This is a genomic window from Companilactobacillus sp., from assembly GCF_022484265.1.
Taxonomy (GTDB): Bacteria; Bacillota; Bacilli; order Lactobacillales; family Lactobacillaceae; genus Companilactobacillus.
In genome coordinates this window covers 1,193,878-1,219,247 of record NZ_JAKVLR010000001.1, presented here as the reverse complement: position 1 = coordinate 1,219,247, position 25,370 = coordinate 1,193,878, and the positions used below count along the sequence as shown (strand labels likewise).

General features: G+C 39.5%; 22 protein-coding genes. 17 read left to right on the top strand and 5 right to left on the bottom strand.

Annotated features, from left to right (window positions below):
- The first annotated feature begins 514 nt into the window (after window positions 1-514).
- From LKF16_RS06000 to LKF16_RS05975, 6 genes are all read left to right on the top strand, one after another.
- Window positions 515-1,804, top strand: a complete 1,290-nt coding sequence (locus tag LKF16_RS06000) for a dicarboxylate/amino acid:cation symporter (protein WP_434735159.1) — start codon at window positions 515-517, stop codon at window positions 1,802-1,804.
- A gap of 214 nt (window positions 1,805-2,018) precedes the next feature.
- Window positions 2,019-3,275 (top strand): C39 family peptidase, encoded by a 1,257-nt coding sequence (locus tag LKF16_RS05995; protein ID WP_291469609.1) that lies wholly within the window; start codon window positions 2,019-2,021, stop codon window positions 3,273-3,275.
- Window positions 3,276-3,299: 24 nt separating this feature from the next.
- Window positions 3,300-4,736, top strand: a complete 1,437-nt coding sequence (locus tag LKF16_RS05990; protein ID WP_291469607.1) for an NlpC/P60 family protein — start codon at window positions 3,300-3,302, stop codon at window positions 4,734-4,736.
- A gap of 95 nt (window positions 4,737-4,831) precedes the next feature.
- A complete protein-coding gene (locus LKF16_RS05985) occupies window positions 4,832-5,185 on the top strand; it encodes a hypothetical protein (protein ID WP_291469605.1) in 354 nt (117 codons plus the stop codon).
- A 145-nt stretch (window positions 5,186-5,330) separates the two neighbouring features.
- A complete protein-coding gene (locus LKF16_RS05980; RefSeq protein ID WP_291469603.1) occupies window positions 5,331-7,487 on the top strand; it encodes a M13-type metalloendopeptidase in 2,157 nt (718 codons plus the stop codon).
- Window positions 7,488-7,525: 38 nt separating this feature from the next.
- Window positions 7,526-8,146: an NAD(P)-dependent oxidoreductase gene (locus LKF16_RS05975; RefSeq protein ID WP_291469602.1), complete on the top strand. Its 621-nt coding sequence runs from the start codon at window positions 7,526-7,528 to the stop codon at window positions 8,144-8,146.
- A gap of 34 nt (window positions 8,147-8,180) precedes the next feature.
- Here LKF16_RS05975 and LKF16_RS05970 read toward each other — a convergent pair whose 3' ends face one another.
- Window positions 8,181-8,813, bottom strand: coding sequence for an endonuclease III domain-containing protein (locus LKF16_RS05970; RefSeq protein ID WP_291469601.1), 633 nt, complete (start codon window positions 8,811-8,813; stop codon window positions 8,181-8,183).
- A gap of 46 nt (window positions 8,814-8,859) precedes the next feature.
- Between LKF16_RS05970 and LKF16_RS05965 the strand changes: the two genes are divergently transcribed.
- The 4 genes from LKF16_RS05965 to LKF16_RS05950 all read left to right on the top strand — a co-directional run bounded on the left by LKF16_RS05965 (window position 8,860) and on the right by LKF16_RS05950 (window position 11,825).
- Window positions 8,860-9,195 (top strand): iron chaperone, encoded by a 336-nt coding sequence (locus LKF16_RS05965; RefSeq protein ID WP_291469599.1) that lies wholly within the window; start codon window positions 8,860-8,862, stop codon window positions 9,193-9,195.
- A 141-nt stretch (window positions 9,196-9,336) separates the two neighbouring features.
- Entirely contained in the window at window positions 9,337-9,609 is a 273-nt protein-coding gene (locus LKF16_RS05960; protein WP_291469598.1) for a hypothetical protein, read from the top strand.
- A gap of 189 nt (window positions 9,610-9,798) precedes the next feature.
- Complete coding sequence (locus LKF16_RS05955) at window positions 9,799-11,391, top strand: Nramp family divalent metal transporter (protein ID WP_291469596.1); 1,593 nt, start codon at window positions 9,799-9,801, stop codon at window positions 11,389-11,391.
- The gene (locus LKF16_RS05950; RefSeq protein ID WP_291469594.1) at window positions 11,391-11,825 is read left to right on the top strand and encodes a universal stress protein; all 435 of its coding nucleotides are present in this window, start codon (window positions 11,391-11,393) and stop codon (window positions 11,823-11,825) included. Before LKF16_RS05955 ends, LKF16_RS05950 begins: the two co-directional genes overlap by 1 nt.
- Before the next feature lie 91 nt (window positions 11,826-11,916).
- Here the strand turns inward: LKF16_RS05950 and ilvA are convergent, their stop codons facing one another.
- On the bottom strand, window positions 11,917-13,188 hold the full coding sequence (ilvA, locus tag LKF16_RS05945; protein ID WP_291469592.1) for a threonine ammonia-lyase IlvA: 1,272 nt from the start codon (window positions 13,186-13,188) through the stop codon (window positions 11,917-11,919).
- Window positions 13,189-13,282: 94 nt separating this feature from the next.
- Entirely contained in the window at window positions 13,283-13,966 is a 684-nt protein-coding gene (locus LKF16_RS05940) for an isocitrate lyase/phosphoenolpyruvate mutase family protein (protein ID WP_291469590.1), read from the bottom strand.
- A 568-nt stretch (window positions 13,967-14,534) separates the two neighbouring features.
- On the opposite strand from LKF16_RS05940, the gene ilvB reads away from it, so the two are divergent.
- From ilvB to LKF16_RS05910, 6 genes are all read left to right on the top strand, one after another.
- Window positions 14,535-16,235, top strand: a complete 1,701-nt coding sequence (ilvB, locus tag LKF16_RS05935) for a biosynthetic-type acetolactate synthase large subunit (protein WP_291469589.1) — start codon at window positions 14,535-14,537, stop codon at window positions 16,233-16,235.
- 39 nt (window positions 16,236-16,274) lie between these two features.
- A complete protein-coding gene (gene ilvC, locus LKF16_RS05930; protein ID WP_291469587.1) occupies window positions 16,275-17,312 on the top strand; it encodes a ketol-acid reductoisomerase in 1,038 nt (345 codons plus the stop codon).
- A 93-nt stretch (window positions 17,313-17,405) separates the two neighbouring features.
- Window positions 17,406-18,191: an ABC transporter ATP-binding protein gene (locus LKF16_RS05925; RefSeq protein WP_291469585.1), complete on the top strand. Its 786-nt coding sequence runs from the start codon at window positions 17,406-17,408 to the stop codon at window positions 18,189-18,191.
- A gap of 18 nt (window positions 18,192-18,209) precedes the next feature.
- Window positions 18,210-19,982 (top strand): dihydroxy-acid dehydratase, encoded by a 1,773-nt coding sequence (ilvD, locus tag LKF16_RS05920; protein WP_291469583.1) that lies wholly within the window; start codon window positions 18,210-18,212, stop codon window positions 19,980-19,982.
- A gap of 5 nt (window positions 19,983-19,987) precedes the next feature.
- Window positions 19,988-20,332, top strand: coding sequence for a metal-sulfur cluster assembly factor (locus LKF16_RS05915; protein ID WP_291469580.1), 345 nt, complete (start codon window positions 19,988-19,990; stop codon window positions 20,330-20,332).
- Between the two features lie 30 nt (window positions 20,333-20,362).
- A complete protein-coding gene (locus tag LKF16_RS05910) occupies window positions 20,363-21,337 on the top strand; it encodes a bile acid:sodium symporter family protein (RefSeq protein ID WP_291469578.1) in 975 nt (324 codons plus the stop codon).
- A 68-nt stretch (window positions 21,338-21,405) separates the two neighbouring features.
- On the opposite strand, the gene LKF16_RS05905 is transcribed toward LKF16_RS05910, so the two are convergent.
- Window positions 21,406-23,274 (bottom strand): heavy metal translocating P-type ATPase, encoded by a 1,869-nt coding sequence (locus LKF16_RS05905; RefSeq protein WP_291469576.1) that lies wholly within the window; start codon window positions 23,272-23,274, stop codon window positions 21,406-21,408.
- Between the two features lie 150 nt (window positions 23,275-23,424).
- Between LKF16_RS05905 and LKF16_RS05900 the strand changes: the two genes are divergently transcribed.
- Window positions 23,425-23,760 (top strand): ArsR/SmtB family transcription factor, encoded by a 336-nt coding sequence (locus tag LKF16_RS05900; RefSeq protein WP_291469574.1) that lies wholly within the window; start codon window positions 23,425-23,427, stop codon window positions 23,758-23,760.
- A gap of 123 nt (window positions 23,761-23,883) precedes the next feature.
- Here the strand turns inward: LKF16_RS05900 and cls are convergent, their stop codons facing one another.
- Window positions 23,884-25,353 carry a cardiolipin synthase gene (gene cls / locus LKF16_RS05895; RefSeq protein ID WP_291469572.1) on the bottom strand — a complete coding sequence of 490 codons (1,470 nt, stop codon included), beginning with the start codon at window positions 25,351-25,353 and terminating at the stop codon, window positions 23,884-23,886.
- Window positions 25,354-25,370: the final 17 nt, after the last annotated feature.

Here is a 25,370-nt window from a genome sequence, read left to right as displayed (position 1 = left end):
TGTACTAGAAAATAAATAATCGATAAAATATTCTTCAATTATGCCGATGAAATTATATGTTTTTGATTGGTCAGTTTAAGGCGAAGCAAGTCAGCATGTAACCGCCCAAAGGTCGGTAAATACAACTAGACCAGCTAAACATTCAGCAAAAAAACTGCCGACATACCTTCTTTCAACAAAAAAATATGGATTTTGAACTAAACTAACCTAGGTAGCGGGGGAGGATTGCGTTTGGCCCAAGTAGAGAAATTCCACTTGGCAATGCGAAGCAGTGCTTAGTGGAAGGTACAGCTTCAAGACTGGCGACGAAGTCGGGAGGCTCGAAGTGTGCCCTCTACGTCACGGTGCCAAAGAAGCAATCCTCCTCCGACACCGGCAGTGAACCTAAACCGCTGCAATCAAATCACTCCATAAAAAAATACATTATTAAATTAAAATTGGTCTTAATTGATTAAATTTATACCAACCATGGCCTATATTTTTGATATAATTGTAAAAGCGAGTTTTTAAGGGGATGTCCAAATTGCAAAGAAAACGCTATTTCAGAATTAGTCTTGGCTGGCAAATTATTATTGGATTAGTCTTAGGTATAATCCTCGGACAAATTTTTTACCATAATAAAGGCGCCATTCAAGTTATGCAGAACATCGGAACGATGTTCATCAGTTTGATTCAAATGATTGTTCTACCAATTGTTATTTCCTGTTTAACAGTTGGTATTGCTAACATGGGTGATATTAAAAAGTTAGGTAGAATTGGTGCTAAGACTTTGATCTACTTCGAAGTTATGACAACACTGGCAATCATTATTGGTATTATCGTTGCTAATGTCACGCATCCCGGTTCTTATATTAATATTCACGATCTGCAGAGTTCAGATATTTCGCAATATACGTCATCTGCAAAAACGGCTCAACACGAAGGAATTTGGTCGGTGTTGATGAGTATTATTCCAACTAATATTTTTGACGCGATGGGTAAAGGCGAAATGTTGCCGGTTATCTTCTTCTCAGTCTTCTTCGGTTTAGGAACGGCTGCAATTGGCGAACAAGGTAAGATTATTACTCAGTTCCTCGATGCAACAGCAAACGTTATGTTTAAAGTTACTAACTGGGTCATGAGAGTTGCTCCAATTGGTGTCTGTGCCTTGATTGGTGTAACAGTCGGTGAAATGGGCTTTGAAGCTTTGAAACCACTGGGACTATTCATCGTGATTGCCTACGCCACGATGGCATTTTTCGTATTTGTAGTTATGGCTGTGGTAGGTCGAATTTTCCACGTCAGATTTTATGAACTATTCAGAATCATTGAAAACGAAGTTGTTTTAGCTTTTACAACAGCTAGTTCGGAAGCTGCTTTGCCAAAGATGATGGATAAGATGCAAAAATATGGTGCTACCAAGGGTATTGTTTCCTTCGTTATTCCAACGGGATATACCTTCAACCTTGATGGTTCAGCCATTTATCAATCATTAGCCGCATTATTCTTGGCTCAAGCTTACAATATTCATTTGTCGCTTGGACAACAGATCACTTTGATCGTTGTGCTAATGCTGACTTCAAAGGGTATGGCCGGTGTGCCTGGAGCATCATTTGTTGTCTTGTTGGCAACTGTTTCAACTATCGGTGTTCCAATGCAAGGATTAACATTTATCGCTGGTATTGATCGACTAGTCGATATGGGACGTACCGCTGTTAACGTTGTCGGTAACTCACTAGCAACAATCATTATTGCTAAGAGTGAACACGAATTTGATGAAGAAAAACGAGAGAAATACGTCGCTTCTTATACCAGAGGTGACTAAACGATAATCCATGAATAATTTCATGGATTATTTTTTTACGCATTTTTTTAAAAAATAAAGGTTGTTAAATTAGTCAAATCTCCATATTTATTAAAAAAATAATGAATAATATTTTTCTGATTTATAAAATAACATTGACGTGATGCGTGTTTATCATTATATTTAACATGTTCATGTTCTATAGTTATAGGGAACTTTAGACAGGGGGAAGATAGTGAAAAAACAATTCAAATATTCTATTTACGCGAGTTTATTAGTTTCAATGTCTGTTTTGGCTTATCCAACAATTTCAAAAGCAGCCACTAACGATTCTGATCAACAGTCAGTTTCGACTGAGACTGTTGCTGAGAATAGTTCAGATGAGTCGAGCTCTCAAACTAGTTCACAGACTGATGTACCAGCTGTTTCAGCAACACAAAACACTGATATTCAGGATCCAAAGAACCAGCCAAGTTCGACTGTTGTTCAAAATAGTAATAGCAATGATGCTAAACAAACAACAAGCAGTACCCAAGCAACTACAACTAATGATCAATCACAACCGAGTGTTGTAGATGTTAACGGAGTGTTTACTGTGGGAAGTGAAACTACTCCTTTAACTGATCAAACTGGGACAAATCCTAGTAATCGTAGTGTTGCCGCAGGGTCAGCTTGGTTCACTGATAAATTAGTTACTGCTGAATCAGGAGAAACTTATTATCGAGTATCGACTTTGGAATATATCAATTCTAAAGCTGGAACTTTTACTAGTAACGTTAGCGACTATTCTTCTACAGCAACTATTACCTATAAAAAGGGTGCAGATGTTCATGCATTCACTGGCTATGGCGATTCTGCCAGTTACACTGGAACTAATTTACCAACAGATTCAGCTTGGAAAATCGACAAACGTGCCAATATAAATGGGAAGTATTGGTATGAAGTCGGCAATAACTTGTGGGTTCCACAAGATTATTTAGTTGTATCTGATGCACCTGACATGTTGCCAGCAGCGTGGGTCAGTGGCGTTCCTTTGATTGCTCAAAGACCTGAATTGCCAAATGGTTGTGAGATCACAGCGGTAACCATGATGCTTCAATATGCTGGAGCAAATGTCGACAAGATGCAATTAGCCAAAGAAATGCCAAGAAACAGCGATCCAAATTATGGCTATATCGGACAACCTTGGGATTCAACAGGTATTACTATTTTTCCAAATGCTTTGATGAGTCTGGTTGAAAAATATGCTGGTACTGCCAAAGATTTGACTGGTCAAAATTTTGACGCGATTAAATATCAAATTGATATTGGTCACCCGGTCGTTACTTGGAATACTTTGCATGGTTTTCCATATCATGCCTTGACCGTTACTGGCTATGATTCGCAGTACGTTTACTACAACGATTGTTGGACTGACGTTTCTACGCAAATGGATATCAATGCATTTATTCAAAATTGGAACACACAAAATAGACGTGCAATTAGTTATTAAACTATCTTTTAAATAGGGGAAAATATGAAAACTAAACATAAAGTAATTATTTTTAGCAACCTAGTTCTTGCTGGACTTTCAGTTGCCATGATGCAAAACAATGCCAAGGCTGACACTACTGACTCAGCTGTTCAAACTGCTCAAGTTCAAGCTACTGCAAGTAATGATGCTGATCAAACAGCACAAGCTACTACTGCAACAGTTCAACCACAAACAAAGGCTGCTCAAGTATCTGCACAAGCAGACCAAGCCACTCAAGCTAACACACAGGCTGGTGGCGTTGGTGCAACTGATCAACCAATTAGTACACCTGTCGTAAATGGTGTTGTAACAACTGGCGATTCATTGGCTAGCTTATACGATGGCGATGGCAATCAATTAACTATCAGTCTTCAACCAAAGACAGACTGGATCACTGACCAAAAGCTTTCAACACAAGCTGGTAATACTTATTATCGTGTAAGTAACAATGCTTATGTTAATGGTAGCAATGTTTCATTAAACTATGGTAAAGCTGAAAACGGCGTGGTTAGAGTAAAGGATTGGGGAGCAAAGACTTCAAACCGTTCTGATTCAGGATTTAAAGACAGCGGTTTGGCTAACTTAGATCCAAATTCAACCTGGCAATATGGTCGTACAGATACAGTAAATGGAATTTCTTATTGGGAAGTTGGTAATAACCTCTGGATCAATTCATTTGATGCCACAACCACTCCAGTTTATTCAAATCCTGCTGGCTATTTCCCAATCTCTAATACACAAATTCAACCTGATGGACAACCTGGATACTGGTTATACAACGGCGTTGAAGGAATCAAGACTTACAAAGTTAGACAATATTTCGGTTTAGGTAATGGTCATACAGAGTATGACGGTGCCACAATCAATGCGGTTAGACGTTTTCAAGCTAATGCAGGACTTCCTGTAACTGGTCAAACCGACTTGGCAACTTGGGAAGCAATGGGCTTTTCTGAAGCAGATTGGTATGGAATCGATTCATACGTTGCACCGCTTCAAACAGGCATCAACAGTACACGTTCTGATCATATCGAAGCAATGATCAACCAAGCCTTCAAGTATGTTGGTCAACCTTGGGTATCAGGAGCAGCTAGTTCACCTGCTTATGGTGTTGACTGTTCAGGATTAGTTACACAAGCAATGTACGCTTCAGGTATCTCACCACTTCCAGTTTCAGCAATTCAACACGCTCAACCAGGAAATGAGTGGAACAGTCGTTACATGTGGAATGATACAGCACACTTACCACATATTGCTGCATCACAAAGACAACGTGGAGATTTAGTATTCTTCACAGATCCTTCAACAGGAATTATTTGGCACGTTGGTATTTTACTAGATGCCAATACCATGATCGATTCATGGCCTGGATATGTTGGAACATCATCAATTTATACAGGATACAAAGGTAACATCGCCGGATTCGCAAGAGTATTCGGATAATAATGAAAAAGCCGAAAGGCTTTTTTATTTTGCTTGATTGAAGTGGAAATTCTGTGGCGTATAATTAAATTTATAATAATCAAAAGGGGAGAATCATGAGAAAAATTATTATAAGTTTAGTATTTGTGCTACTGGGGATGATTAGTTTTAGCACGATCCAATCGGCTGAGGCAGCTACGGGAGTTACCAATCAACCAGACACGGGCTTTTCGTCAATTAAGACTGATTACAATGTTGCTATATTTAATGATAATGGAGCAGCTTTGTATGATGATCAAGGTAATGTTATTCCCAATTTGTCGTTGGCAAACAACACTCTTTGGTACACAGATTTTGCAAATGTCAGATTATCTGACGGGCAAATTTTTTACAGGGTGGCAACTGACGAGTTTGTCAGTGATAAGGATGTAACTACCTTGTATGTCGCATTTTCGAATGATAATAATTAATAGTATTCAGCATTTCTAGAGTTAACACTCCAGAAATGCTTTTTAATTATGCAAAATTTAAATCGCTTTAATAAAATTAATTGTAATTTAAGTCAACTTGAATGAAAATGTAGGTATATAAATTAATTTGTAGGAGGGGTTTAGATTGAAACATAGGGGAAGCATATTGATCTGTACAGCTGCATTAGGTATTTTGTTGGGTTTAACTACGACTCAAACAGCAAATGCCGATACTGTCACTGCCACTGATCAAACAACGGCAGTTCAACAAAATCAGACGTCAGACAATCCTGATCAGGCAACAACAACTCAGACAACTGACACTGATACAACTGCAGATCAAACAAACACAAGCAGTCAACAAGCATCTCAACAATATCCTGGTGGGGACTGGGACGTTGATCCAACAACTGCTACCGCGCAACAAAATTTCTACTATTTTGTAAACGGAAAATGGCAGGCATCTGCTGAAATTCCAGCTGATAAGTCTTCAATTGGCGTGTCTGAAGAAATGCAAAATAATGTCACGACCAAAATGTTGAACGACTTGAATAGTTTTTCAAACGGCAGCAAGCAAACAGGTTCAGAACAGCTTCAACAAGCAGTTGATTTTTATCAAAAAGCTTTAGAAACCTATAAACAAGACCAGAGTGGCTATCAAGATATTAAAGCTGACGTCAATCAAATTTCAGAAATGAAAGACTATGACGACTTTAATCAACAATTGGCCAATTTTTCAGAATCAAGCATTCCGCTTCCATTTGACCTTGAACCAGAAGTTGGTTTAAAGGATGCCACTAAAAATATTTTGATGTTTACCGCTCCTGATACTATTTTGCCTGACCGTTCTTATTATGATAACGACGATGATGGCACGATCATGCTTTCAAGATATTCAGAAGCAGCTTCAAAAATCCTGAACTTGATGGGCTACGATGATACGACTGCCTCTAAGATGGTAGAACAGACTTTAGCTTTTGACCGTAAGATTGCTGACTATACTTCTGATCCGACAAATGCAATCGATGATCCAGATGCCTTTTATCATCCAATGGATTTCCAAAAATTTGTTAAATCCTTCAAGACTTTGAAGGTGGGAGATTTTGCAGAAGCCGTTTATCCAAGCAATACTGATGTAGTCGATATTGGCGATAAGAAATTTATGGCTAATTTCAACAATTTGCTCAGCAAGAATAATTTCGAAGAGGTTAAGTCATGGATGATCGTGACATTATTGACTGATAACGCACAACTACTAGGGAAGGAAACGACTTCAGCAATTGCTCCTTATATCGAAAAATACAAAGGCGTTTCAGCTTTACCCAACAATCAAAAGCGTGCTTATCAATTAACCAATGATAACTTTGAACAAATTTTGAGCGAGTATTATGGAAAAACTTATTTTGGTGCTGATGCCAAAAAAGATGCAACTAGATTGATTCAAAATATCTTGTCAGTCTATCATGATCGGATTCAAAACAATACCTGGCTAAGCGATGCTACTAAACAAAATGCTTTGGATAAATTAGCTAAGATCACTTTGAAAGTAGCTTATCCAGAAAGCATTCAAGACGATTATCAACACGTTAAAATTTTAGATGATGAAAGCTTGTATCGGACAGTCAAAGACTTGAATCAAGCTACCTTTGATGCCCAAGTTCGTGATTTTGATAAAAAAGTTGATCGGAGCGTTTGGAGCATGCCTAGTTATCTAGTCAATGCTCAATACGACCCACAATTTAATGATGTCACGATTCCAGCTGCTATTTTACAGGCACCATTTTATTCAACTGAACAAACAGATAGTGAAAATTATGGTGGTATTGGTGCCACAATTGGCCATGAAATTTCTCATGCCTTTGATAATTCTGGTGCTCAATTTGATAAAGATGGTAATCTCGATAATTGGTGGACCAAGGCTGATTATGCAAAGTTCCAAAAACTTACTAAAGAAATGGCCAACGAGTGGAATGGCATTCCATATGCCGGTGGAACCGTTGATGGGGATTCAACAGTTGGTGAAAATATGGCTGATAACGGTGGTTTGAATGCTGCTTTACAAGCTGCCAAGGCTGAGCATAATTTCAATGCTAAAGAATTTTTTGCTACATGGGCTAAGAGTTGGCGCTATAAAGCTACACCTACTTATGAAAAATACTTATTAGCCGTTGACGTTCATGCGCCACAACCATTGAGAGCAACAGTCGCTTTGCAGAATCTTGATGATTTCTTTACGACTTACGATATTAAATCTGGAGATTCAATGTGGTTAGCTCCATCCGAACGTGTTCATATTTGGTAAAATAGAGTCAACGATTTTTGAAGGAAGTGCAATGCAATATGAAAATTGCTGTAATTGGAGCAACTGGTAAAACTGGACATTTAGTAGTTGAGCAAGCTTTAAAACAGGGCTATGACGTAACTGCCATCGTTCGTTCGCCTGAAAAACTTCAAGAAGATATTCCAGTGATAAAAAGGGATATCTTAGATTTGACTAAAGAGGATATCGAACCATTTGATGTTGTCGTAAGTTGCTTTGGAGTCCGCGTGGGGCAGGAGCAACAGCATATTCCAGTTAATAAACATTTTGTCGACATCTTTGCTGGAACTGACACACGTTTGATCGAGGTCGGAACAGGTGCCAACCTCTATACCGACGATTCCCGCAATAAAAAAGTACTCGACTTTTTACCTGCGATGAAGAAACAGTCAGAATTGCTAGAAGAAGCATACCAAGTTTTGCAAGATAGTAAGGACGTCAATTGGACTTATTTGGCACCGCCATTCCACTATAATTTTGACGGACCTGCAACTGGTCATTATCGGACAGGAACCGACTACGTGATCGTTGATAAAAAAGGAATCTCAGAAATCAGTTATGCTGACTTGGCGCTAGCACTGGTTGATGAAATTAAGAACAAACAATTTGAAAAACAGATGTTTACTGCTACGTATGAATAAAAATAAGGAACTTTGAGAATAAACTCAAAGTTCCTTATTTAATAGTAGTTGGTAATTTTAAAATGTAATCGTCAAAGAAGTCGCTCTTGAGCTTTCCAAACTCATCGATACAAGCGTGGAATTCTCCGGCTTCTTCTGGAGTAAAGTCGAAATCAAATTCAACCGCATTTTTTAATTTCATATAAGTTGGTTTTTTCGTAAATGCCTGCATATTGCCGAAGAGTCGCATCGCATAATTGTCGGCAACAAAAGTTGAACGATGGAAATAGTATAGTAGCAATACATCGGCGGTTTCGTTGCCGATTCCTTTTAGACCGGTCAATTTTTTGCGAAGGTCGTGGGTCGATAGCTTTTCCCAATCGTCGAAGTCATCGCGATAAGCGGTGAGTAGCGACCGAAGATAAATTGATTTATTATTAAAGAAACCACTTGGCTGGATCAATTCTTTTAACTCATCTTGCGACAGAGCTAGCATTTTATTCAATTCAAAATTAGTTTTGCCTCGTAAGTTGTCGAGTGAACGGTCAGCATTTTTCCAATTAGTGTTTTGGATCAATACCATTCCCGTTAGCATTTCCTCAGTGCTGTCGGCTGGCCACCACTTTTGTAGGCCTAGTTCATGGTTCAAGATTTCAAATAGTTCACGGATATTAATAATTTTTGACAAAAGATTTCCCTCAACTTAAATACATTTTTCATAAGGTGGTATAAAGATGGCTGCATTAGATGATTATTTAGCAACACTCACTAACGACAATGATAAACTATTAGCGACCAAAATGAATGAAATTATTACTGAGGCTTTGCCCGATGCTGAAATCAGGATTTCGTATGGACTGTTGGGATATTTTCAACCTAAGCAAGTTTGCTTTTTCGGTATCAACAAAAATCATATCGGATTTTATCCAACCAACAAGCCGATCGAGCAATTCAAGACTGAGATCACGCCATATTTGCATGGTAAAACGACGCTGCATTTTAAAAAATCAGTCTCAGATATTCCAGTTGATTTAGTTCAAAATATAGCAAAATGGAACCTTAATAATTGATAATGCAATTAATTGAAAATTAATTACTTCAATATTGATTGTTCGAAAATAATCCATAAAAAATTACGTTTATCGTACATATGTTTGCTTCTTTGTGGTACGATATCCTTTGTTGAATTCGAATAAGTGTGGGGTTAAATTATGCAAATTGTATTGTTTTTGATTGGATCAGTATTTGCACTACTATTAGAAAAATATATTTTTGCTAATACCAGACATGCCTGGTTGGGAGCTATTATACCAATACTTTCCATCGCATTTGTCACTTGGTGGTTAGTTAGTGCACGAATGGTTTGGGGTATTACTGACCTAATTATCGGTGCATTGTTTGTCTTCTTTAACTTCATTTTCTGGAGTCAGGGAATCGGTTTATACCACCGTCGAAAGAACATGCGACGCACAGGAAAAGCGTAAACAATTGAATATATATTTAGATTAGGAGGACCGAAATGGTCTTCCTTTTTATTTTGCCTAGGTTTATTTTTGTAAAACCCTTTCATATATAATTTGTCATTTATTGAAATATAAAATTTTTAAATTCAACTTTCAGCCGTTTTTTAAGGTGGTAGTATTGCCCTGGACTTAGGAAACGGAGGTAAGAGTATGAATGAAGAAACCGAGCCGAAGAAACGTAAGTTGATCGAATATGCTAATGGCCCTTCGCTTGAAGAGATCAACAGTAGTGTCGATGTTCCCAAAGGAAAGGGATTTTGGAAGACGCTATTTGTATATTCGGGACCTGGAGCACTAGTTGCTGTGGGGTATATGGATCCTGGTAATTGGAGTACATCAATTACTGGTGGTCAAAATTTTGAGTATTTATTGATGTCAGTGATACTTATTTCTAGTTTAGTTGCCATGTTGTTGCAATATATGGCCGCTAAACTAGGAATTGTAACACAGATGGATTTAGCTCAAGCTATTCGTGCTAGAACGAGTAAAGCTTTGGGAATTGTTTTATGGATCATGACTGAATTTGCAATTATGGCAACTGATATTGCCGAAGTTATCGGTGCCGCAATCGCATTGTTCCTATTGTTCCACATTCCATTGATAATCGATGTTTTTATAACTGTATTTGATGTTTTGCTATTATTGCTTTTAACTAAGATCGGTTTCAGAAAAATCGAAGCAATCGTTGTCTGTTTGATCTTGGTTATTATCTTGGTATTCGGTTATCAAGTTGCATTATCTAATCCTAACTGGGGCGGCGTCATCAAAGGAATCGTACCAACAAAGGAGACCTTTGCATCAAGTCCAACCGTTGGTGGGATGACTCCATTGACTGGTGCCTTAGGTATCATCGGTGCCACGGTAATGCCACACAATTTGTATCTACATTCAGCAATTTCTCAAACTAGAAAAATTGATCATAATGATAAAAAACAAGTTGCAATGTCAGTTAAATTTACCGCTTGGGATTCAAATATCCAACTAACATTCGCATTTTTCGTAAACGCATTGTTACTGATCATGGGTGTGGCAGTCTTCAAGAGTGGTGCCGTCAAGGATCCATCATTCTTCGGATTGTTCCAAGCCTTGTCAGATACCAAGACAATGAGTAACGGAGTTTTACAAAGCGTCGCCAAGACTGGTATTTTATCAACCTTATTCGCTGTAGCATTACTAGCTTCCGGTCAAAATTCGACAATCACAGGTACATTAACTGGACAAGTTATAATGGAAGGTTTTGTTCATATGAGAATGCCATTATGGCTTCGTCGCCTTGTCACACGGTTGATTTCAGTGATTCCAGTTTTGATCTGCGTTTCATTGACTAGTGGTAAGAGTGCCATCGATGAGCACGTTGCCTTAAACGATTTAATGAATAATTCTCAAGTCTTCTTGGCCTTTGCATTACCATTCTCAATGTTGCCATTATTACTCATGACCGATAGTAAAGCTGAAATGGGTCAACAGTTCAAAAACGGCTTTTTGATCAAAATGTTTGGATGGATCTCAGTCGTAGGCCTGACTTATTTAAATATGTTGGGATTGCCCGCACAGATCGAAGGATTCTTTGGCAGCAATCCAACCAAAGCACAAATTGCCTTGGCTGATCATATCGCCTATGGTTTGATCGTGATCGTGTTAGCTCTGTTGGTTTGGACAATTGTCGAGATGTATCAGGGCAACAAACGGGTTAAGGAAATTAAATCCCAAAATTCTGCAAAAATTTCTGAGAGTGAATCTTAATGACCAGTTATAACAAAGTTTTAGTTGCAGTCGATGATTCGCAAGACTCAAAATTAGCTTTCAATTATGCGATTCAGCGCTGCAAACGTGATAAAAGCGAATTAGATATTGTTTCAATTTTAGAAGATAAGGATCTTAATAGTTATCAGATCCTCAGTAAAAAATTTTTAAATGGACAGCGGTCTAAATTGTTACGTGAATTGCAGCAGGATCAACAGACTGCAGAAAAACAAGGCGTTAAGACTGTCCATACGTATACGACTGAAGGTGATGATGAAGCTGGGCAAATCATTGTGCGAGATATTATCCCGGACGTAAAACCTGACTTGCTAGTCATCGGTTCAAAATCGCAGCATGGAGTCGAACAATATTTCGGCAGCCAAGCTAGTTACATGGTTAAACATGCACCGATCTCGGTGATGGTTGTTAAATAAAAGCTGTGACAAAATTGCTATTTGCTACAAATATGTCGCATTAAAGTGTGAAAAAGCAGAGTGATCTGACTATATTTTTTCACACTTTTTTTTACACCAACATCCGATACAATGCTGGATTATCTTGCAAGTTGGTATATTCTGGATCAAATTCAGTCAAACGGTCTAACAATTGTCCTAAGTTTTCAGCTTTTCCTAATCTAACTCCGACTAAGACTGGTCCCTGGTCGCTGTTGACCTTTTTAGTATATTCAAATTTCGTGATGTCATCGTCGGGATTCAAGACGACATTGACAAATTCTCTAAGAGTTCCGGCGCGTTGGGCAAAACTGACTAGGAAGTAATGTTGCAATCCCTGATAGATCAATGATTTCTCTTCCATTTCTTGCATCCGATTGATGTCATTGTTCCCGCCTGAAACTACACAGACGACGGTTTTTCCAGCTAATTGTTCTTTGTAAACTTCTAGAGCGGCGATGCTTAATGCACCGGCAGGTTCTGCGACCAATGCCAATTTGCTGTAAACATCAAGAATGGTTTTGCTATCTAATCCCTCTGGCACGGATACCAAGCGGTCAACGTATTTTTGACAAGTATTGTAAGTCAATTGACCCACTTTTCTGACGGCTGCACCATCCACGAAAGTATCGACTTTATCCAAGTTAACGGGATGTCCGACTGAAAAAGCTTTTGCCATTGAACTGGCACCACTAGGTTCAACCCCAACAACAGTGGTTTCAGGACTGACAGCTTTGGTGTGGGTGCTGACGCCGCTGATCAAACCGCCGCCACCGATGGCTGCAAATAAGTAATCAACTTGCAAGTCTTTGTCTTTAGCATCGTCAAAGACTTCAACTGCCAAGGTACCTTGACCGGCCATAGTGTTCAGATTGTCGAAAGGTGCGATGAAGGTTTGTTGATTATCAACGCAGAATTGATTAGCAGCTGCATTGGCTTCGTCAAAGGTATCTCCGGTTAGTTCGATAGTGACATTATCGCCTCCAAAAAATTTTACTTGATCAACTTTTTGCTGTGGAGTGGTGGTTGGCATGAAGATTGTTGCTGGGATATCCATTTTTTTACTTGTCCAGGCGACGCCTTGAGCGTGATTTCCAGCACTGGCACAGACAACTCCGCGTCTGCGGTCAGCTTCTGGAGTCTGAGAGATTGCGTAATAGGCGCCGCGGATCTTGAATGAACGAACTTGTTGAAGATCTTCACGTTTCAAATAGACTCGACAGTGGTATTTTTGTGAAAGGTAGTCGCAATATTGCAATGGTGTGTGTTCTACTACAGGTTTTAGAACTTGATAAGCTTGTTCTACGTCTTGGTTGGTTAATACAGTTTGTGTTTTGGTTGTCATTTTTCTGTCCTCTTTGTGTTTTTTTTAGATTGAGCAAATAAAAAAGGGTTACCCGCATCTAGCAGGTAACCCTTTTTCGTGACTAGTCGATGGACTAGCCCATGAATATCTTGATAATCATGTTGTGACTGATCATTTTTGCTGCTTGATTCAGCCCTTGGTAAACATGATAGGTATCCAAAATGAATTCAGGATCTAACTGTTGCGCGTCGAAGTAAGTAATTTTTGCGTTATCAATAATCAAACTAATCACGGCCGTATTGATGACGGCCTTAATAATGACCAAGTCATCGTTAGTAATGCTACTAATAATAATTTGGTCTATACCATTCAACTTAGCAATGTTGATTCTGTCTTGAAGTTCATTTAGGCCATACTTAACAAAGCCATCTAACTTGGCAATAACAGTAAAGTCATCGTCATCAGTGGCTTGATTTAAGGTATTTAATGCATTTTCGAAAGTTTTAGTATCCGCAAAGTTAGCATCATTCACGACGACAGCATTGCATCCTGCCTTTTGCAGTGCAGTAACTTGTGCACGCAAAGAATCAGATCCATCGCTTACGTATGCATCTGCAATAACGTTCATATCTGAAACTGTGGTCAGATGTTGAACATAATTAAGATAAGCCTGATTACTTAACAGGTCGGCGTCAAAGGTGCCCAGTAGTTGAGTACTGAGCAGACATCGATCTAAGTAAACAGAATTAAAACCGGCTGACTCTAAATGTTTAACCATTAGAGCATTTGATGCTGCTGGTATGAAATGTGCTGACATTCTTAACATCCCTTTCTTAAAACAAAAGCTCTTTGACAATAGTCAGAGAGTAGAATTTGAGATCTGCTGTTGGAGTAAACTTCAAGCAGCAGTAGCTCGTTCTAATTTGTTTTTAATTTATTTAAAATTAACACTCTGAGGGTTAAAGTCAACCGGAAATTAGATATTTTATTTTTTAAAAAAAGTTTTTTAGGATTTTCCCTTAGAAAAACTACCTATATAGCGACCTGAGAAATGATGAAAAAAATCACAAAAAACCAAAAATCCAAGCTTGACATCTCTTTGAAACCCGTTTAACTTAATGGCCATCAGCAAATGCAACAAACGTTTTGTAATTTAAATCAAATATATTTTTAATGCTTATGCTAGTTTTTCGTGTCGGAAATGACTGATGTGATCGACTTCGTATTACTTTTAACAATCTATTTTGGAAAAATGCAAATTGACCTGCAAGCTGAAATCATTAATTTTAACGTAATTGAACGAAAATTAGGTTTTTTTAATAATTCTCATTATTGATTAAAACTCAATTTAATTTCAGTCACGTTTATGAAAGGGGGATCTATCGATGTTAGCAAAACAGTCGGAGATTGAACAAAATCCAATTAGTGGAGCCGAATCTTTGATTGACGCATTAGTTGATCACAACGTAGAAATGCTATTCGGTTATCCAGGCGGAGCTGTTTTACCAATTTACGACACACTGCTTACTTCGTCGTTTCGAAATATTTTGACTCGGCATGAACAAGGTGCTGCCCACGCAGCTGAAGGTTATGCCAAAGTCACAGGGAGGACAGGCGTCATTTTGGTCACAAGTGGACCAGGGGCTTCCAATGCGATTACGGGCATTGCCGATGCTATGATGGATTCCATTCCATTAGTGGTTTTGACCGGGCAAGTTGGAACGGCCGCAATTGGCACGCAAGCTTTTCAAGAGCTTGATGTCTTGAGCATGACGAAATCTGTTACCAAGGCCAATTTTCAAATTAGAAATAGCGAAGAGATCGCCGATGTATTGGATCAAGCTTTTTCAATCGCACAATCAGGGCGTAAAGGTCCAGTAGTTGTCGATCTTCCAAAAGACATGATGGCACAAGTTAACAATGATCAAAGAGGTTTTGCGTGTAGAAGCACGAGAGCTTGCAGCCTAAATCAAGTCCAAACTCAGGATTTGGATGAGATCTTAAATCAGCTATCCCAATCAAAACGGCCCTTGTTGCTACTAGGTGCAGGAGTCAGTTCTGCTAAAGCTGGATTTTTGGCAAGAGAATTTGCCCACAATTGGCGCTTGCCAACTGTTTCGACCTTATTGGGATTGGGTATTTTGGAAAACAACGACCCATTATTTTTGGGAATGGGCGGCATGCATGGTTCATATGCTGCCAACATGGCATTTCAAGAGTGCGATTTCTTATTGAACATCGGATCTAGATTCGATGATCGACTAGTACCAAATCCGAAGAAATTTGCTCCATTGGCAGAAATTGCCCAGGTTGATGTTGATCCTCAAGAGATCGACAAAATCGTTTCGACCCAATATTCAGTCGTTGCCGACGCTAAATCGGTGCTTGAATATTTGAACGAACAGCCGAGTAAACAAACTTCTAAAGATTGGTTGAAGACCACTAGTCAAAATAAAGTAACGCACGGTTTTAAATATCAAACAGACAAAGAGTTTTTAAAGCCACAAGAAGTTATCGAAGAGATTGGACGGATCACAAATGGCGACGCAACTGTCGTTACCGATGTAGGCCAACACCAAATGTGGGTGGCACAGTATTATCCCTTCAAACGTCCAAATCAATTAGTTACTTCTGGCGGTTTAGGAACTATGGGCTTTGGAATTCCCGCAGCAATCGGTGCAAAATTTGCTGACCCAGATCATCAAGTAGTCTTGTTCGTCGGCGATGGCGGCATCCAAATGACCAGCGAGGAATTAGAAGTCTTAGCAGTGGAAAAGTTGAACGTAAAAATTGTTCTTTTAAATAATCAAGCACTAGGAATGGTACGTCAGTGGCAAGATGAGTTTTACGATAAAAGACGCTCACAAACAGTCTTCACTCATCAACCTGATTTTGACAAGTTAGCTCAAGCATACGCCATGATGTATTACCGACTAAATAAATCTGATAATTTACATGAAAAACTTACTGAAATTTTCAAAACGGAAGGTCCAGCATTGATCGAAGTTTCGATTCCGGAATTGGAACAAGTCTACCCAATGGTAGCTCCAGGTTCAGCTAATGACGAGATGCTCGGATTAGATTAAAAAACAAATCAAAATAAACTTAAAAAATGGAGATTAATTATGAAAGTAGAAATGTTATACGACAAGGATGTTACAACTAATTATTTACAAGGAAAAACTTTAGCTTTTATCGGCTACGGCGCACAAGGACATGCCCAAGCTAACAATTTACGCGATTCAGGATACGACGTAGTGGTTGGAGTTAGACCAGGAAAGTCATTTGATAATGCCAAAAAAGATGGCTTCAAGGTAATGTCAGTCGCAGACGCTGCCAAACAGGCAGATTGGGTTCAAATGTTGACTCCTGATGAAGTAATGTCAGATGTTTATAAAAATGAAGTTGCTCCTTATTTGGAACCAGGCAATGTCCTTGGATTTTCTCACGGCTTCAACGTTCATTACAAAGAGATCGTCCCACCAGATTACGTTGATGTAGTTATGATGGCACCTAAAGGACCAGGTAACTTATGTCGTCGTACTTATAAAGAAGGCTTCGGCGTTCCAGCATTGTATGGATATTTCCAAGATTACTCAGGACATGCTGAAGACTTGTCAAAAGAATTTGCTAAAGGTAACGGCGCCGCACGTGCCGGATTGCTTCAAACAACCTTTAAAGAAGAGACTGAAGAGGATCTCTTTGGTGAACAAAATGTCCTTATGGGTGGCGTTACAGCCTTGATCGAAACTGGATTTGAAGTCCTAACTGAAGCCGGTTATTCTCCACAATTAGCTTATTTTGAAGTTGAACATGAAATGAAATTGATCTGTGATTTGATCTATGAAGGTGGATTCAACAAGATGTATGCTGACTGTTCAAATACGTCAGAATACGGTTCATACGTTGTTGGACCAAAGGTTGTTGGTGCAGAGTCGAAGCAAGCCATGAAAGATGCTTTGACCAATATCCAAAATGGTAAATTCGCTAAAGAATTTATGGCTGACTATCGCAATGGCTTCAAAGACTTATACAAGATGCGCGAACGTTCCGCAAATTCATTGCTTTCAGAAGTCGGCGAACAATTACGTGCGAGAATGCCATTCGTTAACGAAGCTGATAAATACAGTACTCCACAAGACGAAGAAGAACAAAGTGCTTAGTCAAATTATTTTTTCATAATATTAAATAGACCTAACGTAAAAAATGACTTTTGCGGAGGCCTATTTAGCTAAATCTGCAACGAGGTGGATCCAATGTCAAAAATTTTGGAATTTAAAAATGTCTCAGTCACACGTGGAAATAATGAGATCATTCATAATTTTTCATGGACTGTAAATGAGCATGAAAACTGGGCAGTTTTAGGTCTCAATGGAGCGGGAAAAACTACCTTGTTGAAGATGATCCAAGGAGACCTTTGGCCAAGTTCAGGTTCATTAGAAGTATTAGGCGGATTGTTTGGGAAGACCAATATTCCGGAGTTAAAAACGAAGATTGGTTGGGTCAGCACAGCACTGCAAGATCAGCTCCATCCAGGAGATCGAGTGACCGAGATCGTATTATCTGGAAAATTTGCCAGTATCGGGATCTATCAAGAATATTCTGATTCTGACTTGCAAATGGCGAGATCCATTTTGACTAAACTTGGCGGTCAAAAGCTACTGAATCGGCCTTACGCCGTGCTATCTCAAGGTGAACGACAATTAGTCTTGATTGCCCGTGCCCTTATGGCTCAGCCACAGTTGTTGATCTTAGATGAGCCTTGCAATGGGCTAGATTTGTTTGCTAGAGAAGATCTGCTTGAAAAAATCGATCAGATAGCTAAAGACCCTGAAGGGCCAGCATTGTTATTAGTCTCTCATTATACTGAAGAGATTTTACCAACATTTGGACACGTGCTGTTGTTGCGGGCTGGATCGATTGTTGATCAAGGTGAACGTTCCCAAATCATAACTGAAAAAAATTTATCTGATTTTTATCAACGTCCGATCCAGATCAAAGATTTATCAGACTCAAGGATTGCAGTATATCCAAAACATTAACGAAATGAGGGAGACAAAATGAGTGATACGTTAAATTTTACAGTCAGCGGAAAAGATATGCAGAAACGAAGCGATGAAATTAAAGTCGGCGTTGACCGTGCACCAGGACGCAGTTTGTTATATGCCACTGGAGCGGTCAAGGATCCTGAGGATATGAAAAAGCCATTTATTGCTATTTGTAACTCATACATCGAGATCGTGCCAGGTCACGTGCACCTGCGTGAATTAGCAGATATTGCTAAAGAAGAAATCAGAAAAGCAGGGGGCATTCCGTTTGAATTCAACACAATTGGTGTTGATGATGGTATTGCGATGGGACACATCGGGATGCGCTATTCATTGCCAAGTCGTGAAATTATTGCCGATTCTGCTGAAACTGTAATTAACGCTCACTGGTTTGATGGCGTTTTGTACATGCCAAATTGCGACAAGATCACTCCCGGAATGTTGATGGCATCGGTTAGAACTAACGTCCCTTGTGCATTCGTATCCGGTGGTCCAATGAAGGCCGGCGTTGATCCTAACGGTAAAGCAGCCACATTATCATCAGTTTTTGAAGCGGTTGGAGCATTCAAGGATGGGAAAATGTCAAAAGACGACTTCATGGAACTAGAAAGAAATGCCTGTCCTAGCTGTGGTTCGTGTTCAGGTATGTACACTGCCAACTCAATGAACTCTTTGATGGAGGCCTTTGGCGTTGCTTTGCCATACAACGGAACAGCTTTAGCTGTTTCTGAACAACGTCGCGACTTGGTCAGACAAGCAGCTCGTCGAGTAATGGAAAACGTCAAAAATGACTTGAAGCCAAGGGATATTTTGACTAAAGAAGCCTTTGACGACGCTTTTGCCCTCGACATGGCCATGGGTGGTTCGACTAATACAGTTTTGCATGGATTGGCAATTGCTCATGAAGCCGGAGTTGATTACAGCGAAGAAGAAATCAACAAAATCGCTAAAAAGACACCTCATTTGGCAAAAATTGCTCCTTCATCAGCTTGGACGATGCAAGATGTTCACGAAGCCGGTGGAATCCCAGCCTTGATGAATGAATTGATCGAAAAAGGCGTTCTTCATCCTGATCGCATTACTGTCACTGGAAAAACTATCAGAGAAAACGTGGCTGGTAAAAAGACTTTGAATCCAGAAGTTATCAGACCGTTGGATAATCCATATTCTCCACAAGGAGGATTGTCGATTCTGTATGGAAATATTGCTAAAAATGGTTCAGTTATCAAGGTTGCTGGCGTGGATCCAGATATTCATAAATTTACTGGGACGGCAATTTGTTTTGACTCCCACGATGACGCTGTTGCCGGGATCGACAATGGGACAGTTAAAGCTGGCAATGTCGTAGTTATCAGATATGAAGGTCCTAAAGGCGGACCAGGGATGCCAGAAATGTTGAATCCAACTTCTGACATTATCGGACGTGGACTAGGTCGAACAGTTGCTTTGATCACTGACGGCAGATTCTCTGGTGCAACCCACGGTATCTGTGTGGGCCATGTTTCTCCTGAAGCTGCTTCTGGTGGTGAAATTGGCTTGATCCATGATGGCGATAAGATCACTATCGATCTCGTCAATCGGACGTTAGATGTTGATCTGACTGAAGCAGAACTTGACGCACGTCGTAGCGAATTAAAACCATTCCAACCAAAAGTTAGATACGGCTATTTGGCTAGATATCAATACTTAGTTACGTCCGCAAATACTGGTGGCGTAATGCTAGGTGCTGATGAATTGTTTGGCAAAGTTCAACAATCGGCCACTGAATCTGGCGGAAAAGAGTGATGACTATGGTCGATGAAGTAAAACAAGAAACCAACGAAACCAAAGTATCCGATTTGCAAGATCGGATTCTGGAACAGTTGACCAAGGTCATTGACCCAGAATTACGAGTTGACTTGGTTAATCTCGGTTTGATCTACGGCATAAGTTTGGAAGATAAAATTTGTACCGTCAAAATGACGTTAACTACGATGGGGTGTCCGATCTCAGCAGTTTTAGAGCAATTGATTCAATCAGCTCTAGAACAGTTGCCGGAGATCGAAAAAGTCAAAATAAATCTAGTTTGGTATCCAGCTTGGACGCCAGACAAAATGAGCCGAGCTGCCAAAATGGCGCTTGGATATTATCGATAAATTTTTTAAATAGGGATGGAGTGAAGAATATTGGAAAAAGTAGAAGGACTTGGAAAATGGATTGGTAAATGGTTTACCGTTTTGGTCGTCATTTGGGCAATCTTTAACTATTTGTTGCCACAAACTAGCCAGTGGGTAATTCCAAATACATCTTATTTACTAGGAATCATCTTGTTTGGAATGGGGCTAACGTTGCGTGGCGAAGATTTTGAAAGAATCGTTAAAAGACCATTGCCAGTGATCTTAGGAACAGTCGCACATTATGTCATTATGCCAACCATTGCTTGGCTTTTGTGTGAGATCTTCCATTTAACAGGTGCTACTGCTGTCGGTGTTATCCTAGTTGGATCTTGTCCTAGTGGAACATCTTCTAGTGTTATGGCATATTTAGCCGGTGGCGATGTTGCATTAGACGTTTCGATCGAAACGTTATCGACAATCCTGGCACCAATAGCTTTACCAGGATTGTTAATGTTTTACGCCGGTAAATATGTCACGATCCCAGCTCAATCGCTATTTTTAAGTACCATCCAAATTGTTTTAGTACCAATCATCTTAGGTGTTGTTATTCACACCTTGTTTGGTAAAAAAGTTGATTATTTAACTAGAGCATTGCCATTGATCTCACAGACTGCCATTCTGCTGATCATTGGTGCCGTTATCTCAGCTAATCATGCCGAGTTATTCACAGCAACAACAGCCTTAGTGATCCCGGTTGTTATCTTGCATAACTTATCAGGATACGGTTTAGGATTCCTCTTTTCTAAACTTATCAGGCTAAAAGATCCCCAAAGAAAAGCAATTACTTTTGAAGTCGGAATGCAGGACTCTAGCTTAGGAGCCACGCTTGCCATGATGTACTTCTCGCCAGCCGCCGCCATACCTTCCACTATCTTTAGTGTCTGGCACAACATCTCAGGCTCAGTGCTTTCGTCATACTGGCGGATGCATTCTGACAGAAAAGTGGTCGTTAATGACCAACTAGTTGGACAAACTAGAGCCTAGAAATTTCTAAATCATTAAAAAAAATCTACCGAACATCTCCGTGTTAAAGAGATATTCAGTAGATTTTTTTAGTGGAGCAATCTTAATCCGTTCAAAATCACTAATAGAGTACTGCCTTCATGGGCGATAACTCCCAATCCGATGTCAGTGATACTGAAGAAATTCAGGACTACTAACAAGGTAACAATTAGCATTGAAAAAATTATGTTTTGCCAAACTACCTTGTTCAGTCGCTTAGAAATTTTATGCGAGTAAACAAATTTTGATAAGTCGTTTTTCATGAGGACAACGTCAGCTACGTCGATCGCAACGTCAGTGCCTTCGCCCATGGCAACGCCAATGTTGGAATTAACTAAGGCAGGAGCATCATTGACGCCATCGCCGACCATACCGCACATGTTATATTCGGTTTTTAAGTCGTTAATGATATTGACCTTATCTTCAGGGAGGACTTCAGTTACGACCTCGTTTAAGCCAATTTCATGACCAATTGCTTCGCCAGTTTGTTTAGAATCACCAGTGATCATCACAGTATTGATACCTTGTTGATTCAAGTAATCGATCGTTGGTTTGGCGTTTTCGTTCGGAGTATCCATCAAGGCAATCATTCCGATGACTTCAGCATTTTTAGCGATGAAGACTACGGTCTTACCTTGATCAGACAAATAAGATTGTTGATTAGTGATCGACTGTTGAACATTTTCGAAGGCAGAAGGTTTTGCAATCAAGTATTCATCGCCTTGATATTTAGCGAAAACACCCTTACCGACTTGAGTTTCAACCGTTAAATCAAGAGTTTTAGCCTCAGGGAAGTTTGCAACAATAGCTGAAGCTAAGGGATGATTAGTTTGTTTTTCCATGCTGACAACAATATCTGTCAAAGTATCTTTGTCAAAATCATCTTCGATGAAAAAGTCGGTCACGACTGGCTTTCCGTTGGTGAGCGTACCAGTTTTATCGAATGCGACTGCTTTTAGATCGGAGATATTCGACAAAAATGATCCACCTTTAAATAAGACGCCGTGTTTAGCTAGATTTGAAATTGCTGAAAGTGTTGCTGGAACGGCACTTGCAGCCAAAGCGCAAGGTGAAGCTGAGATCAGAAAGACGATCCCACGATATACGGCTGTGCCAAGTGTCCAGTGGAAAATCAGTGAACCTAATAGCATCACAATCGGGAACAGCAATAAGACTATTTTGACGTAGATTGGTTCAATACGTTTGATTTTAGTAGCAGTTTTACTAAGGTTATTTTGAGATTGGTCAACTAACTGTAAGATTTTTGAAAAAACTGTCTGGTCGCTAGTTTTAGTTGCTTCCATAATAAATGAATCATTTCCATTGATAGTACCAGCGTAAACGGGATCTCCGACGGTTTTTTCACGGGGGATGCTCTCGCCATTAATGGCAGATTCATCGATTGCAGCCACGCCAGTGATGATCATTCCGTCAATCGGTACTTGGCCACCATTTTGAACTTGGATCTGGTCGCCAACCTTGACTTTTTCAACATCAACTTCATTAATATTTCCTTGGTCATCGATGATCCGAGCTTTAGTAGGATTCATTTCTAACAAACTCTTGATCTCACGCTGACTTTTTCCTTCAGCATATTCTTCCAAGAAATGAGCTCCGGCAAAAATCAGGATCAGTAGGGCAGCTTCTTCGAAGTTACCGATTAAAATAGCACCAATGGCGCCTAGTGACATTAATATGTGAATGTTCGGCACAAATTTCTTTTGCTTCACACTATCTTGATAAGTTAAAACCAGGCCTTCGCCAATAACGTGGTAGCCGGCTAAGGCAGTGGCCAATAAATATAGTATTTTTGGATCAACGAACGGTATTTCGAGTTTAAAGACAAACATCATAATGGCACTTAAGAAAAGTATGAGTCCTAAAAAATAGGTTTTGGTAGACATATTTTTGACAGCCATAATAAAATTCCTCCTGTTTTATATATGCACGTCTGTTCATATGTTCATATTAACATGGAAAATTTGGACTTACAACCATAAAAAAATTAACAAATTCTTTCGATTTACGGTATCGTATAATTAAGTATTATTAGTAATGGGAGTGCAAAATTGGATAAACAGATACACAACAAAAAACTCGATCAATTGGTCTCAAATGGGATTCCTCTGGACGATCATGCCAAGAAGATTGCTGACTTCTTCAAAGCCACCGGCGAGCCGACTCGCGTCAGAATAATTTTAGCGTTGGCGCAAACTTCCTTGAGCGTTAATGAAATTGCCGAAATTTTGGACATGAGTCAATCAGGTATTTCACATCAACTAAAAACCTTGCGAGACGCCAGAATCGTGAGCGGAGATCGCTTAGGAAAAGAAGTACACTACCATTTGATCGATAATCACATCGTGAACATCTTCGAACAAGTCATCAAACATTCGGATGAGTAAAAGAATAAAGAGAGAGCGTCAAAAACGGTTAGACTCTGAGCATTGCTCAGGATATACTGCGCTCAAAATACAAAAAGACCTCTAATTCTATTTTTTTAGAATTAGAGGCCTTTTGCGTAGTTTCTATAAGATTGGTGACAACAGTCTAGAGAATCTTTGCTTGAAGTGCATCCAAACTCCTTGGTTGTCGATAATTTCTTGCGTCAACAAGGTAGAATCCTTCATGTCATTTTCAAATGAACGACGAACGTTGTGAGCAATTTTAGAATCATAGATAAATGCATTGGCTTCAAAGTTCAAGGAATATGATCTGAAATCATGATTCATTGAGCCAATCGAACAAATCTTATCATCAATGATCGAAGTCTTAGCATGCAAAAATCCTTTTTCATAAGTATAGATTTTAATTCCAAATTGGGTCAATAGATTGGAATAATACTGAGTTGCTCTGAAGATGAAGGGGTGGTCGGGCATGCAAGGTACCATGATACGAACTTCAACGCCTGAACGGGCGGCAATTGTTAAAGCAGTAAACATTGGGTCATCCGGGATCAAGTAGGGCGTTTGAAGCCAGACGCTCTTCTTGGCGTTGATGATCATGTCGATGAAGCCATCCTTTAATACTTCCTGACGTGAGTTCGGACCATCAGTCACGATTTGAATCGGCAAATTGGAGTTGATATTAAACAAATCGGTTGGGAAATATTTGCTCTCAAAAACTAGTGGCAGAGCATGACGGTCAACAGATGCATTCCAGTCTTGGAAAAATCTCTCTTGCATCAACATTGTCGCTGTCCCTTTGACACGAAGATGTGAATCGCGCCAATAGCCAAATTTTTTCGATTCGCCAACGTATTGGTCGCCGACGTTAAAGCCACCGATCCAGCCGTAAGTTCCATCAATAATTACTAATTTTCTGTGCAAATGGTAGTTCAGACGTGTCTTGTAAATTACGTTTTTGGAAGTAATAAATGGTAGAACTTCTCCGCCAGCCGCAACGAAATCGTTGAACCAACGACGATTTGTACCGCCAGAACCCCATGGATCATAGAGAATTCTAACTTCTAGTCCTTCTTTAGCTTTTTCAGTCAGTAGGTCCAAAAATTCTTGACCGATATTACTTTTAATGAAGGCGTAATATTCGACGTGGACTGTCTCTTTAGCTTTTCTAACATCCTCAAATAAAGCCTTGAATTTTTCCTTGCCATCATAAAAAGTCTCAACTTCGTTATGACGAGTTAAAGGAGTCTCCTCAGTCTTATCGAAAAAGTTGATCACATGTCGAGCGTAGTAAGTCTCGTCTGATCGTGAACTTTTTCGAGCTTTATCTCTTTCTTCGTCAGCCATATCCCGTAGCTGCTTGAGTCCGATGTGTTCTTGATTGCTGATGTTGAAAATTTTCTCCTGGGCAATCCCGCGCCCAAAGAAGGCATAAATCAAAAATCCAACGACTGGCAATAGCAAGAGAACTAGTATCCAAGCCCAAGTCGTAACAATATTACGAGGTCTATGGAAAACGGTTATCAATGCTGACACAGTATTCAGTACTAAGATGGCGATGATCAGCCAAATCAGCCAATGATCAATTATCATAACAATCTCCCCATAAT